This window comes from Mesorhizobium sp. M0048 (assembly GCF_040323405.1).
Taxonomy (GTDB): Bacteria; Pseudomonadota; Alphaproteobacteria; order Rhizobiales; family Rhizobiaceae; genus Mesorhizobium.
Window position 1 is genome coordinate 22,065 of record NZ_JAMYUV010000040.1, and the last position, 13,123, is coordinate 35,187.

General features: G+C 62.8%; 11 protein-coding genes and 1 pseudogene. 11 read left to right on the forward strand and 1 reads right to left on the reverse strand.

Features of this window, described 5'->3' with window-relative positions:
* Positions 1 to 65 precede the first annotated feature (65 nt).
* On the reverse strand, positions 66 to 914 hold the full coding sequence (locus NKJ84_RS25065; protein WP_352508687.1) for a beta-keto acid cleavage family enzyme: 849 nt from the start codon (positions 912 to 914) through the stop codon (positions 66 to 68).
* 96 nt (positions 915 to 1,010) lie between these two features.
* Between NKJ84_RS25065 and NKJ84_RS25070 the strand changes: the two genes are divergently transcribed.
* The 11 genes and pseudogenes from NKJ84_RS25070 (at position 1,011) to NKJ84_RS25120 (ending at position 13,050) form a co-directional block, all read left to right on the forward strand.
* Entirely contained in the window at positions 1,011 to 1,916 is a 906-nt protein-coding gene (locus NKJ84_RS25070; RefSeq protein ID WP_352508688.1) for a MurR/RpiR family transcriptional regulator, read from the forward strand.
* Positions 1,913 to 3,244, forward strand: a complete 1,332-nt coding sequence (locus tag NKJ84_RS25075; RefSeq protein WP_352508689.1) for an aspartate aminotransferase family protein — start codon at positions 1,913 to 1,915, stop codon at positions 3,242 to 3,244. The genes NKJ84_RS25070 and NKJ84_RS25075 overlap by 4 nt, the downstream gene beginning before the upstream one ends.
* A 93-nt stretch (positions 3,245 to 3,337) precedes the next feature.
* A pseudogene (locus tag NKJ84_RS25080) lies at positions 3,338 to 4,290 on the forward strand (TAXI family TRAP transporter solute-binding subunit).
* Positions 4,291 to 4,346: 56 nt separating this feature from the next.
* Positions 4,347 to 6,947, forward strand: a complete 2,601-nt coding sequence (locus NKJ84_RS25085; protein ID WP_352508690.1) for a TRAP transporter permease — start codon at positions 4,347 to 4,349, stop codon at positions 6,945 to 6,947.
* Between the two features lie 87 nt (positions 6,948 to 7,034).
* Positions 7,035 to 7,457 (forward strand): DMT family transporter, encoded by a 423-nt coding sequence (locus NKJ84_RS25090; protein WP_352508691.1) that lies wholly within the window; start codon positions 7,035 to 7,037, stop codon positions 7,455 to 7,457.
* A complete protein-coding gene (locus NKJ84_RS25095) occupies positions 7,376 to 7,939 on the forward strand; it encodes a DMT family transporter (RefSeq protein WP_352508692.1) in 564 nt (187 codons plus the stop codon). Before NKJ84_RS25090 ends, NKJ84_RS25095 begins: the two co-directional genes overlap by 82 nt.
* Before the next feature lie 193 nt (positions 7,940 to 8,132).
* On the forward strand, positions 8,133 to 8,852 hold the full coding sequence (locus NKJ84_RS25100; RefSeq protein ID WP_254818542.1) for a FadR/GntR family transcriptional regulator: 720 nt from the start codon (positions 8,133 to 8,135) through the stop codon (positions 8,850 to 8,852).
* Positions 8,853 to 8,903: 51 nt separating this feature from the next.
* Positions 8,904 to 9,878 (forward strand): sialic acid TRAP transporter substrate-binding protein SiaP, encoded by a 975-nt coding sequence (locus NKJ84_RS25105; protein WP_502904042.1) that lies wholly within the window; start codon positions 8,904 to 8,906, stop codon positions 9,876 to 9,878.
* Positions 9,879 to 10,021: 143 nt separating this feature from the next.
* Complete coding sequence (locus NKJ84_RS25110; protein WP_352508693.1) at positions 10,022 to 10,594, forward strand: TRAP transporter small permease; 573 nt, start codon at positions 10,022 to 10,024, stop codon at positions 10,592 to 10,594.
* Positions 10,595 to 10,597: 3 nt separating this feature from the next.
* Positions 10,598 to 12,004 (forward strand): TRAP transporter large permease, encoded by a 1,407-nt coding sequence (locus tag NKJ84_RS25115; protein WP_254818544.1) that lies wholly within the window; start codon positions 10,598 to 10,600, stop codon positions 12,002 to 12,004.
* A complete protein-coding gene (locus NKJ84_RS25120; RefSeq protein WP_352508694.1) occupies positions 12,001 to 13,050 on the forward strand; it encodes an L-idonate 5-dehydrogenase in 1,050 nt (349 codons plus the stop codon). Before NKJ84_RS25115 ends, NKJ84_RS25120 begins: the two co-directional genes overlap by 4 nt.
* Positions 13,051 to 13,123: the final 73 nt, after the last annotated feature.

Genomic DNA, 13,123 nt, shown 5'->3' on the forward strand with positions numbered 1-13,123 from the left:
GATGACATTGCAGCCGCCTCTCTATGCCTTATGCGAGCTTGCCGCCGAAAACAGGCTTTGGTTTGTCATATGGAACGAAACGGCGCGTTCCATTGAGCCGCCAACTCGGCGGCCGAGGCGAGCCTGACTCCGCAGTCGGCGAGTATGCGTGCGACCGTCGCTACCGCCTCGGCGTTGGACGAGGCTATGCTGCCGTTCGGAAGGAAAAGGTTGTTTTCGAAGCCGACCCGGACATGGCCCCCAAGCAATGCGGCGGCGGTCGCGCACGCCGCTTCGTTGCGGCCGAAGGCGCAGACGCCCCAATGGTCGAAGCGCGGCATGTTCGCCGCGAGGAATGGCAAGAGATCGGCAGGAACGGACGTCTGTCCCGGCGTGTAGCGGCCCAGCACGTAGAGAACCGGTATGCTTGCCCAGGGGATCAGTCCGCGCTGCTGCATGTCCGAAAGCCTGACGGCCTCCTCGGGCGAATAGAGGATGATCTGTGGCGCAACCCCCTCGGTGTGCAGCCAGGCCATGAAGCGCACGAAGGCGAGTTCCGATCCGGCATCAGGAACGATTTCGCGAAGCGCCAGGGAGACAGCTTGCGGCTTCACATCTTGTACGACGGCCATCTGTTGGGCCGGCGAATAGATACCGAGTGCTTCGGAGGTGATCTGGATTACCAAGCGGTCGCCGGCAGCACCGCGGATGGCGGCGATCGCCTGGCGGTAGGCGTCGGCGTCGAGCAGATGATTGCCGCTTCGGTCGCGGACATGAACGTGGATCATAGCCGCACCGGCATCGGCGCATTCCGCGGCCGTCCTCGCAAGTTCGGCTGGTGTCAGCGGAATCGCCGGATGGTCGGCCTTGCTGCGACGTCCCCCGTTCGGGGCGACGGCTATGGCGATGCGGTCGACACCATGGGCCGGCTTCATGGGAACGTTCTGTAAGCGACAAGATTCATATGAATCAATCTTTGATCACACTGAAACAGACGTTGCAATCGCTGGTCTGGCGAGCTAGCAATATCCATGGACCAGGAAGAGCTTGCTGGACAGATCGTCACTGCCTTCGACGGCATGTCGGCGCAGCTTCGGTCCGCTGCGCGCTATGTCCTTGATAAGCCGTATGATGTCGCGCTGTTGTCCATGCGCGAGCAGGCCCGGCACGCAGGAGTGCAGCCGGCGACGATGACGCGGCTGGCCCAGCATCTCGGCCTTGATGGCTACGAGGCGGTACGCGATATCTACGCCGCCGCGATCCGGGACGGCGAAATCGGTTTCGCCGGCAAGGCGGGCCTTCAGGTCGCCAGCCAAAAGCTCAAGGGCGACCACGCGCTGGCGGCCGATATTCTGGATTCGATTTCCAGCCAGCTTGCCCATCTCGCCGAACGCAGGTCGATCGACCGTCTGGTCGAGACGGCCAGGGCGCTGAGTGCGGCAAGGCGCGTCTATTGCCTCGGCCTGCGCTCGAGCCACGCAGTGGCCTGGCATCTGCATTACATCCTGTCGCTGATCGGCGAGAAATCGGTGCTGCTGCACGGCATCGGCGGAACCGATGGCGACGCTCTGGCCCATGCGACCAGGGACGACGTGCTGATCGCCGCCAGCGTCCTGCCCTACACGCGCTTCACCATCGAGCTTGTCGAGTACGCTGCCGGCCGCGGCGTACCGGTCATTGCGATCACCGACAGCGGGGTAGCGCCCTTGGCGCTGCTTGCCGATCACCTGGTCGTCGTGCCGACCGGCAGCCCGTCCTTTTTCCACACCATGACGCCAGCTTTCATCGTTGCTGAGGTCCTGGGTGCTCTTGTCGCAGGGCAGGCAGGCGAGGGCGCTGTTGAGTCGCTGCGACGTTTCGATGAGCAGGGCGCCGCCCTCAAGACCCATCTGAACCAGCGTCCGCCGAAGAAAATGCCCATGAGGGACCGTCGATGACACACATTCTTCATCGAACCATCCACTCGACGCTGCCGGTCGCCGCTCGCGGCCAAGGCATCGAACTGTTCGATGCCGAGGGCAAGTCCTATATCGACGCGTCGGGCGGCGCTGCCGTGTCCTGTCTCGGCCACGGTCATCCCGACGTGATCGCCGCGCTGCACGCCCAGCTTGACCGCATCGCCTACGCACACACCAGCTTCTTCACCACCGAGGTGGCGGAGCGCTTGGCGGATCGGCTGGTCGAGGACGCGCCGAAAGGGTTGGACCACGTCTATCTGGTCAGCGGCGGCTCGGAGGCGGTCGAGGCCGCGCTCAAGATGGCCAGGCAGTATTTCGTCGAGAAAGGGGAGCCGCAACGGCGCCATCTCATCGCACGCCGGCAGAGCTATCACGGCAATACGCTCGGCGCTCTCGCCACCGGCGGCAACGAATGGCGGCGCGCCCAGTTCGGGCCGTTGCTGATCGAGACCCACCATATCGACCCCTGTTACGCCTATCGCTATCAAAAGCATGGCGAAAGCGACGAAGCCTATGCGGCGCGCGCCGCCCAGCAGCTCGAAGACAAGATCCTTGAACTCGGCCCGGACGAGGTCATCGCCTTTGTCGCCGAGCCGGTGGTGGGTGCCACGCTCGGCGCCGTGCCGTCGGTCCCCGATTATTTCAAGCACATTCGCGCGATCTGCGACCGCTACGGCGTGCTGCTCATTCTCGACGAAGTGATGTGCGGCATGGGCCGTACCGGCACGCTGCATGCGTGCGAGCAGGACGGCATCGCTCCCGACCTGCTGACCATCGCCAAGGGGCTCGGCGGTGGCTACCAGCCGATCGGCGCGGTGCTGCTTGGCCGGCATATCTTCGACGCCTTTGCCCAGGGCTCGGGCTTCTTCCAGCATGGACATACCTATATGGGGCATCCAATGGCGGCGGCGGCCGGCCTTGCCGTGCAGGAGGTCATCCGGCGCGACCGCCTGCTCGACAACGTCAGCGCAATGGGCGCGCAGCTCGACGAACGCCTGCACCAGCGCTTTGATAACCACCATCACGTCGGCGACATTCGCGGACGAGGTCTGTTCAGGGGAATCGAGCTGGTGGTCGATCGCGCCAGCAAGGAACCGTTCGACCAGAGATTTGAACTCAACGCTCGCATCAAGCGCGAAGCAATGGCCCGCGGCCTGATGATTTATCCGATGGCCGGGACGATTGACGGTGTGCGGGGCGTTCATGTGCTTGTGGCGCCGCCTTTCATCATTTCCAGACAGGATATCGATCGGATCGTCGAACGGCTCGGTGAGGCGATCGACGCTGCGATCGCTTCAGCGGCCTGACCCGCACGACGCGGACCGCCTCAATCAGTTCCAACGCGTCATCGGCGATGGGCCGGGACACCCACCAGAGAGGTAGCAACCATGTACAGTTCGATGAGAATCCTGATCGGCGCGGCGGCTTGCATGCTGCTGGCGCTGCCGTCCGTCGGAGCCGAGCAGCGCTTCGTCACGGTCGGCACCGGCGGGGTCACCGGCGTCTACTATGCCGTCGGCGGCGCCATTTGCCGGCTGATGAACAAGGACCGGCAGAAAACCGGCATCCGATGCTCGACGGAGTCGACCGGCGGTTCGGTCTTCAACGTCAACTCCATCCAGACCGGCGATCTCGATTTCGGCTTGACCCAATCGGACGTCCAGTACCAGGCCTATGAGGGGACCGGAAATTTCGAAGGCAAGCCGTTCAAGGATCTGCGGGCCGTCTTCTCCGTCCATCCCGAGCCGTTTACCGTGCTGGCGCGGCCCGATGCCGGCGTCACCAAATTCGAGGACTTCAAAGGCAAACGCTTCAACGTCGGCAATCCCGGGTCAGGCACCCGCTCGTCGATGGAGGAGTTGCTGAAGCAGATGGGCTGGACGCTCGGCGATTTCTCGCTTGCCGCGGAGCTGAAGGCGGACGAGCAGGGCAGCGCGCTGTGCGACAACAAGATCGACGGTTTCTTCTACGGCGTTGGTCATCCTTCCGCCGCGATCCAGGATCCGACCACGGCCTGCGGCGCCAAGCTCATCCCGCTGACCGGTCCGGCAGTGGACGCGCTGTTGGCAGCTCATCCGTACTATTCGGTCGCCACCATCAAGGGTGGCATGTACGCCAACAACCCGGACGACGTGAAGACATTCGGCTCCGCGCCACCGTGGTGACGAATGCCAGCACGCCCGATGAGGTGGTCTACGAGCTGGTGAAGTCGGTCTTCGAAAATTTCGACGACTTCAAGAAACTGCATCCGGCTTTCGCCAATCTCGATCCCAAGGAGATGATCAAGACCGGTCTGTCGGCGCCAATGCATCCGGGCGCGGAGCGCTATTACAAGGAGAAGGGCTGGCTCTGAGGCTTTCAATGCGAGGCGCCAAGGGCGCCTCGCATCGCAAATAAATGTGGGGAACGATGACAGATCAAAGCCAGCGGGCGGCAGCGCCTGACCAACCCGTTATCGACATCGACAAGCTCAGCGAGATCGTCGCGGAAGCCGACACCGGTGGGCGCAAGCCGACCGGCCGCACCGCGAAGCTGATCCTCGGCGTATCGCTTGCATGGTCGCTGTTCCAGCTTTGGTATGCCTCGCCCCTTCCGTTCATGCTCAATTTCGGCGTTGTCAGCGACGGCATCGCCCGCTCCATCCATCTGGCCTTCGCCCTGTTTCTGGCGATGCTGACGTTTCCCGCCTTCAAGACCTCATCGCGCAGCCGCGTGCCGCTACCCGACTGGGTGCTAGGCATCGCCGGGGCGGCGTCCGCCCTCTATCTGCTGGTCTTTTACAGCGATATCGCCCACCGGCCGGGGCTTCCCACTACCGCTGACCTGGTCATATCTATCGCCGGCGTCCTCATCCTGCTCGAGGCCGCCCGTCGCGCCGTCGGGCCTGCCATCACTGTCATCGCGGCGATCATGCTGATCTATATTTTCGCCGGGCCTCACCTTCCTGGCCTGCTCGGCCACAAGGGCGCGACGTTATCGCGCGCAGCCTCGCAGATGTGGCTGACGTCCGAGGGGGTGTTCGGTGTCGCCCTCGGTGTGTCCACCAATGTCGTCTTCATGTTCGTTTTGTTCGGAACATTGCTGGAGCGCGCCGGCGCCGGCGGCTTTTTCATCCAGCTTGCCTTCTCGCTGCTCGGCAAATACCGCGGCGGTCCGGCTAAGGCCGGTGTCGTGGCTTCCGGCCTGACCGGCATGATTTCCGGCTCTTCGATCGCCAATGTCGTGACCACCGGAACCTTCACTATCCCGCTGATGCGGCGGGTCGGATATTCTGCGGTGAAGGCGGGCGCCATCGAATGCGCGGCCGGCGTCAATGGTCAGCTGATGCCTCCTGTGATGGGCGCCGCCGCGTTCCTGATCGCGGAATACATCGGCATCTCCTATGCCGAGGTAGTCAAGCACGCCTTCTATCCGGCGCTGCTGACCTATGGATCGTTGTTCTACATCGTCGATATCGAGGCGATGAAGACAGGGATGAAGGGCCTGCCGTCACGCCGCACGCACTCCGCATTTCAGGGTGCGCTGCGCGGGCTGATGGGCATATGCGGCTTCATCGTCCTCGCAGGGCTTGTCTATTACGGCATTGGCTGGACGAAGACCGTTTTCGGCGCGGCCGCGACCTGGATGATCACTACCGCGCTGATCGCCGTTTACATCGGCCTTGTCGCCTACCGGGCGCGCTATCCCGACCTGCCGCTCGAGGATCTGGAGGGCGAGATCGTCAGGATTCCGCACTTCGGCGAGACGGCGCGCACCGGATTGCATTTTCTGCTGCCGGTGATCCTGCTGATCTGGTGCCTGATGGTGGAGGAGCTGTCGCCGGGCCTCTCGGCATTCTGGGGCGTTGTCGCCCTGATGGCGCTGATCGTCACGCAACGGCCGCTCACCGCCTTTTTCCGCAAGGACCGAGCGCTGGCACGGCATTGGCTTCACGGTTTCGACGATCTGGTCGGTGGCCTGTCCGCCGCTGCGCGCAACATGACGACGGTCGGCATTGCCACTGCGACGGCCGGCATCATCGTCGGCACGGTTCTGCTCACCGGCATCGGGCTGGTGATGACCGAGCTCGTCGAATTCATCTCGGGCGGCAGCTTCATCGTCATGCTTTTGTTCACCGCGGTGATCTGCATCATTCTCGGCATGGGCATGCCGACCACCGCGAGCTATGTCGTCGTCGCCACCTTGATGGCGCCGGTCATCGTCGATTTGGCGGCGCAGAACGATCTTGCCGTGCCGCTGGTCGCCGTCCACATGTTCGTTTTCTATTTCGGGCTGATGGCGGACGTGACGCCGCCGGTGGGGCTGGCGGCTTATGCTGCTGCGGCAATTTCAGGCGCCGATCCGGTGAAGACCGGGATTCAGGGTTTCAAGTACGAGATCCGTACCGGCCTCTTGCCGTTCATCTTCATCTTCAACACCGGACTGCTGATGATCGATCTCGAAGGGCCATTCGACTTCGTTGCGATGGTCGTGACATCGACGCTGGCCATGGTCTCGTTTGTAGCAGCGACGCAGAATTGGATGCTCGTGCGCAACCGCTGGTACGAGACGATTGCGTTGCTTCTGGCCTGTTTCATCTTGTTCAGACCGGGATTGTTGCTCGATCAGGTGAGCGAACCTGATCGGGCAGTGCCTGCCTCCGAACTCAGCCGTATCGTCGACAAGACAGCCGAAGGCGGAGCGGTTCCCCTGCGCCTGACGACACTGAAGCTCAACGGCGATGAGATATCGAAGCTGGTTCGGCTACAACTCGGGCCCGCAAATTCATCGGCCGAACGCCTGAAGGCTGTGGGGCTGGACGTCAGCGCGCTCGGCGACAGCGTGACGGTCGGCGTCGTGCGACTGGGCAGCCAGGCGGCCAAATTCGGCCTGCAGCCCGGCGACGAAATCAACCAGGTGCTAGTGCCCGCGGAGCGGCCGTCGCGTTACTGGTTCGCGATTCCAGCCCTGCTGTTGCTCGGTCTCGTCTTCTGGGTTCAGAAGCGGCGAAGGCGGACAGTCGGCCCATAAGCGTCTTGTGAGCAGAAGAGGCTCGCCAGCATGTCAGTAACAAGAGAACCAAACGGCGCCGCGGAACCGGCTAATGCGGAAATGCGCATGACGACGCGCGACCGCCCCTTCGAACCCGTCGACTACGGGCTTTACGCGCTGACGGTCATTGCGTGGAGCGCATCGTGGTTCGCGATCGAACTTCAGGTCGGCAGCGGCATGTCGAACGAGGTCAATCTGGTCTGGCGCTTCGCCATCGCCACGCTGCTGATGTTTGCCTGGGCGGCTTTTTCCGGTCGGCGGCTCGGCTTTCCGATCACCGATCATTTGCGCTTTGCTGTGCTTGGCATCCTCATCTTCTCGTCGAACTTCCTGTTTTCTATTATGGCGCCGGCTATCTCGTCAGCGGCTTGCTCTCGGTCGTCTTCTCGCTCGCCTCGGTCATCAACATGCTGCTCGGTGCCTTGGTCATCGGCGAGCGCCCGGCGCCGCGCATTCTCGCCGGCGGCGTCATCGGCTTCGCCGGCATAGCGCTGATGTTCTTCCCCGAAATCGCTGCCAACGGGCTTTCCGGCGGCACGTTGGTGGGCCTTCTTCTGTGCCTCTGCGGCACCCTGAGCTTCTGCACCGGCAATCTCGTCTCCGTCGCAAACCAGCGCCGCGGACTGCCGCTCGTTTCAACGAGCGCCTGGGGCATGCTTTATGGCACTTGCTGGTCGGCGTTCCTGGCCTTCCTGCTAGGTGAGCGGTTCGTGTTCGCGACGACCGCCTCTTATATCGGCTCGCTGGTCTTCCTCGCCGTCATATCGACGGTCGTGGCTTTCGCCGCCTACCTGACGCTGCTCGGACGCATTGGCGGCGCCCGCGCCGGCTATGCGACCGTCATATTTCCCGTCTTTGCGCTTTTGATCTCCACGGCGCTGGAAGGCTATGCCTGGACTGCGTACGCGATCATCGGGCTCGTCCTCGTCGCCGCCGGAAACGTCCTGGTCATTCGAGGAGGACGACGCTGACGCATGCAATGCGTCGCAATGCGCCGCCTTCCGCTGCGCGGGCCCCGCCACATACGTGCACCGGCTAGATGGGGCAGGGCGCCTTCTTCGTCTGTCTGTTTATCCAGCTTGACTCTCTTGGTCGTCAGTTTAGGCTGCGGTCAATGGGTCAGACCAATGTACCAGGGCGGCCGGGGAGGGGAATTAGACGCGCATGCCGATCCAGGCTGTTGAACCTCGCCGGCTATACCGACAGGTCGCCGATCAGCTCAGGCAGTTGATCGATGCCGGCGAGTTTTCCGTCGGCGACCGTCTGCCGACCGAGCGGGATCTGGCCGACCAGCTCGGAATTTCCCGCCCGACGGTCCGTGAAGCGCTGATAGCGTTGGAGGTCGAAGGCCGCATACGCATCCGCGTCGGCTCGGGTATCTACGTCACCGATCCGCCGAGCGCCGCCGCCTCCGAACCCGAAGTCGAGGAAGGCCCGTTCGAGCTGTTGCGCGCGCGCGAATTCGTCGAAGGCGCGATCGCCGCCGAAGCGGCCCTCCATGTCCGGCCTGCAGATATCGAACGACTCGACGACGTGCTGCGCCGGATGGAGGCCATGCGTCACCCCAACAAGATGACCATTGCGCTCGACCGGGAATTCCATACCGCGGTCGCCGGCATTCTCGAGAACGCGGTGCTGGTGCGCTTCATCGGCGAGCTTTTCGACCAGCGCATGAACCCGTACTTCGAACGCCTGTCGATCTATTTCGAGACCAGCGATTCCTGGCAGGTCGCGGCAAGGGAACATCGTGCCGTGCGCGATGCAATTGCCGCGCGCGACCCCGAGCGGGCCAAGGCCGCCATGCAGCAGCATCTGCGCCAGTCGCAAATCAGATTCTCACGCAATTTCGATGAGAGAGCCGCAGCCAAGGAGGTTGCGGAATAGCAGTTGGCCTGGGGGAGATCCGGCCGTCAAATTCAACCAGGGAGGAATTAGATGCTGAGAAAATACGCAGTTCTGCTCGGTGCGATCGCCGCAATTGCCTTACCCATGGCGTCGGCCTCGGCGGAAACGGTCCTGAAATGGGCACATGTCTACGAGACGACGGAGCCCTTCCACACCGAATCCGTGTGGGCTGCCGACGAAATCAAGAAGCGCACCCAGGGCCGCTACGCCATCGACGTCTATCCGGCCTCGCAGCTTGGCAAGGAAGCCGACATCAACCAGGGCCTGATGCTCGGCACCGTCGATATCATCATTTCCGGATCGAGCTTCGCGGCGCGCGAATATCCACCGATCGGCGTCACCTATTTCCCGTACACTTTCCGCGATGCCGACCATCTGCTGAAATACACCAAAAGTGACGTCTACAAGGCCCTGACCAAGGGCTATGAGGACAAGACCGGCAATCACATCGTCGCCACCACTTATTACGGGACGCGGCAGACCACCTCGAACCGGCCGATCGCCAAGTGCTCCGACATGCAGGGCTTGAAGATGCGCGTCCCCGACGTGCCGGCCTATCTGGCCATGCCGCGTGCCTGCGGGGCCAACACGGCGCCGATTGCCTTCGCCGAGGTCTATCTGGCTCTGCAGAACGGCACGGTCGAGGCCCAGGAGAATCCGCTGACCACCATCGAGGCGAAGAAATTCTACGAGGTGCAGAAGAATATCGTGCTAACTGGCCATATCGTCGATCATCTCAACACCATCATATCGGCGTCGCGCTGGGCCTCGCTGTCCGACGAGGACAAGAAGATCTTCACCGAGGTGATGCAGGAGGCTGCCGCCCGCGCCACTGCAAAGATCGTCGCCCGCGAAAAGGAACTGGCGCAGGTATTCAAGGACCGCGGCATCACCGTAACGGATGTCGACCGTGCCGACTTCGAGAAGAATGTGTTGGAGAAGGTCACCTTCGAGGAGTTCGGGTACAACAAGGCCGATTGGGAAGCGATCCGCGCTATCAAGTAGAGCATCGGAAACTGGATGCTCAATCAAGAGGATAGAGCGGCAATCGGATTCGCCGCTTTAACCTGCCCATCCGTCGGGCTTCAAATTGCGCCGGACGGGCCTTCCAATCCTTGACGATCCACCAGCTTCGGGAGTGCGCGCCAATGGCCGAGGAACACCACACCGAGATCACCGTCGAAGAGATTGCGCATGCCTTCGAGGAAGTGCCGATACGCGTCGACCTGTCGGACCACGGTATCGAGGACTGGGTCACGCTTGCCGTGTTCTGGGGCATGGTCGTCTGTGTCTTCCTGCAGTTCTTCACCCGTTATGCCCTGAACAACAGCTTTGCGTGGACCGAGGAGATCGCCATCAACGCGCTCGTCGTCGTTGTCTTTCTCGGCGCCGCCATGTGCGTGCGCCTTTCGCGCCATATCCACGTCGACGTGCTTTACCACTATCTGCCGGAGCGTGTCGGCCGCTGGCTGGCGCTCGCCGTCGATATTATCCGCATTGCATTCTTCGCCTACGGATCCTGGCTGATGTGGCGCTACGTCACGATCGTGGCGCATGAGCGCATGGTCACCGTCAACCTGCCGCGGCGCTGGTTCTTCTACGCCGTACTGGCCGGCTTCGTGCTGATGCTTCTGCGCTCGATCCAGGTCTTTATCGGCAATTACCGGCGCGGCTATTCGGTGCTCGAGCGTCCTGGTGCGTTCGAGACGGCGGGGGTCTGAGCGATGCTGCTTCTGGTCGGGGGCTTTCTTGTCCTGATGCTCATCGGCGTGCCGGTTGCTGTTTCGATGGCGGCCGCCTCGATCCTTTACCTCGTCATCTACGGCGTGGCGCCCGACATCATCGCAGCCCAGCGCATGATCGCCGGGGTGGAGAGCTTTCCGCTGCTCGCCGTGCCTTTCTTCATCCTGGCCGGCAACCTCATGAACATCGCCGGCGTCACCGGGCGTATCTATTCCTTCGCCCTTGCCCTGGTCGGCTGGATGAAGGGCGGCCTGGCGCAGGTCAACATCATCGGATCGGTGATCTTTTCCGGCATGTCGGGTACCGCGCTCGCCGACGCCGCCGGTATCGGCACCATCGAGATCAAGGCGATGAAGGACCACGGCTATCCGATCGACGCTGCGGTTGGCGTCACCGCCGCTTCCGCCACGCTCGGGCCGATCTTTCCGCCCTCGCTGCCCTTCGTCATCTACGGCATGATGGCCAATGTCTCGATCGGCGCGCTGTTCATGGCCGGCATCCTGCCCGGCGTGGTCATGACCATGCTGATGATGATTACGGTTGCCATCTTTGCCTACAATCGCGGCTGGGGCTCCGACACGCCTTTCGAGCTTCGGCGGCTCGCCGAAGCGGCGGGCGAGGTGCTGGTGGTGGCTGCCTTTCCGATTGGCTGTTACGTGCTTGTGCAGCTTGGCCTGTCGATCAACGTCGCGGTCGGCATCGCGCTGCTGCTGCTGATCGCCGCGGACTGGTATTTCGATTTCTCCGCGGTCATGGCGCTGATGACGCCGGTCATCCTGATCGGCGGCATGACGATGGGCTGGTTCACGCCGACCGAGGCGGCAATGGCGGCTGTGATCTGGTCGCTTTTCCTCGGGCTGGTGCGCTACCGCACGATGACGCTGCGTTTGCTTGCAAAGGCCAGCTTTGACACGATCGAGACGACCGCCTCTGTACTGTTCATCGTTACCGCCGCATCGATCTTCGCCTGGCTGCTTACCGTCAGCCAGGCGGCACAGCTGTTTTCGAACTTCATTTTCGCCCTCACCGAAAACAAGTGGGTCTTCCTGATCCTGGTCAACATCCTGATGCTGGTGGTCGGCTGCTTCCTCGATACGATCGCCGCGATCACGATTCTGGTGCCGATCCTGCTGCCGGTCGCCGCCGTCTACGGCATCAACCCGGTGCATTTCGGGCTGATTATGACGCTCAATCTGATGATCGGGCTTTTGCACCCGCCGCTCGGCATGGTGCTGTTTGTGCTGTCACGCGTTGCCAAGCTCTCGGTCGAGCGCACCACCATGGCGATCCTGCCGTGGCTGGTGCCGCTTATCGTGGCGCTGCTTCTGATCACCTTCATACCCGCCATCACGCTTTGGCTGCCGACCGAGATGGGCTTGATCCGGTGAGTGGCCAGGTGATTGCCGCGACGCTGTTCGGCCCGCAGGACCTGCGCGTCGTGGAGCATCCGCTCGAACCGCTGGCACCAGGCATGGTGCGTGTGCGCTTCGGGGCCGGGGGCATCTGCGGCTCCGACCTGCATTATTTCCGCCATGCCCGCACCGGCGACTTCGTTGTGACCTCGCCGTTTGTCCTCGGCCATGAAATCTCCGGCGAAATCGTCGAGATCAACGGCGCGGCACCCGGCCTGGGCGTCGGCGACCACGTCGCGGTCAATCCGTCACGCTGGTGCGGGCATTGCCCGCGATGCCTGGAAGGCCGCGCCAATCTCTGCGAAAACATCTACTTCATGGGCTCGGCATCGAAGACGCCGCATATGCAGGGCGGCTTCGCCAGTCTGTTCGACGTCACGCCCGCGCAATGTTTCAAGGTTCCATCTGATGTGGCCTACCAGGCGGCCGCACTTGCCGAACCGCTGGCGGTCAGCCTGCACGCCGTCGCGCGGGCCGGCGACATCAGGGGCCGCAACGTCGTCCTGTTCGGTGCCGGTCCCATTGGCCTCTTGACCATGCTCGCGGCCAGGCTTGCCGGCTGCGCTGAACTGACCGTCGTCGATATCGCCGCCGCGCCGCTCGCCTTCGCCCGCAGGTTGGGCGCCGACAGGACGATCGACCTTGCCAGCGGGGACGCCGAGATCCAGTCGCTCGCGGCCGGCGGTTCGCTTGATGTGGCGTTCGAGATTTCAGGCACTGCCGCAGGCCTTGCCGCGGCAATCGCCAGCGTCCGGCGCGGCGGCACGGTGGTCCAGGTCGGCAATCTTCCCGGTGGCCAGATCCCGCTGCCCGCCAATGCGGTGATGGCCAAGGAGATCGACCTCAAAGGCACCTTCCGTTTCGGCAGCGAGTTCGGTCGCGCAGTCGACCTCATTGTGTCGCGGGAGGTGGACGTCCTGAAGCTGGTGACGGCGGAGCGCACGCTTTCCTCCGCCCCCGATGCCTTCCGACTTGGCGCCGACCGCGCTCAGAGTGTCAAGGTCGTGCTGACCGCGGACTGATTGAGGATTCGCAACGTCCCTGTTTTTTACGAGCCCATTTGGCGCTTCACCGTGCAGGTACAAACAGAGGATG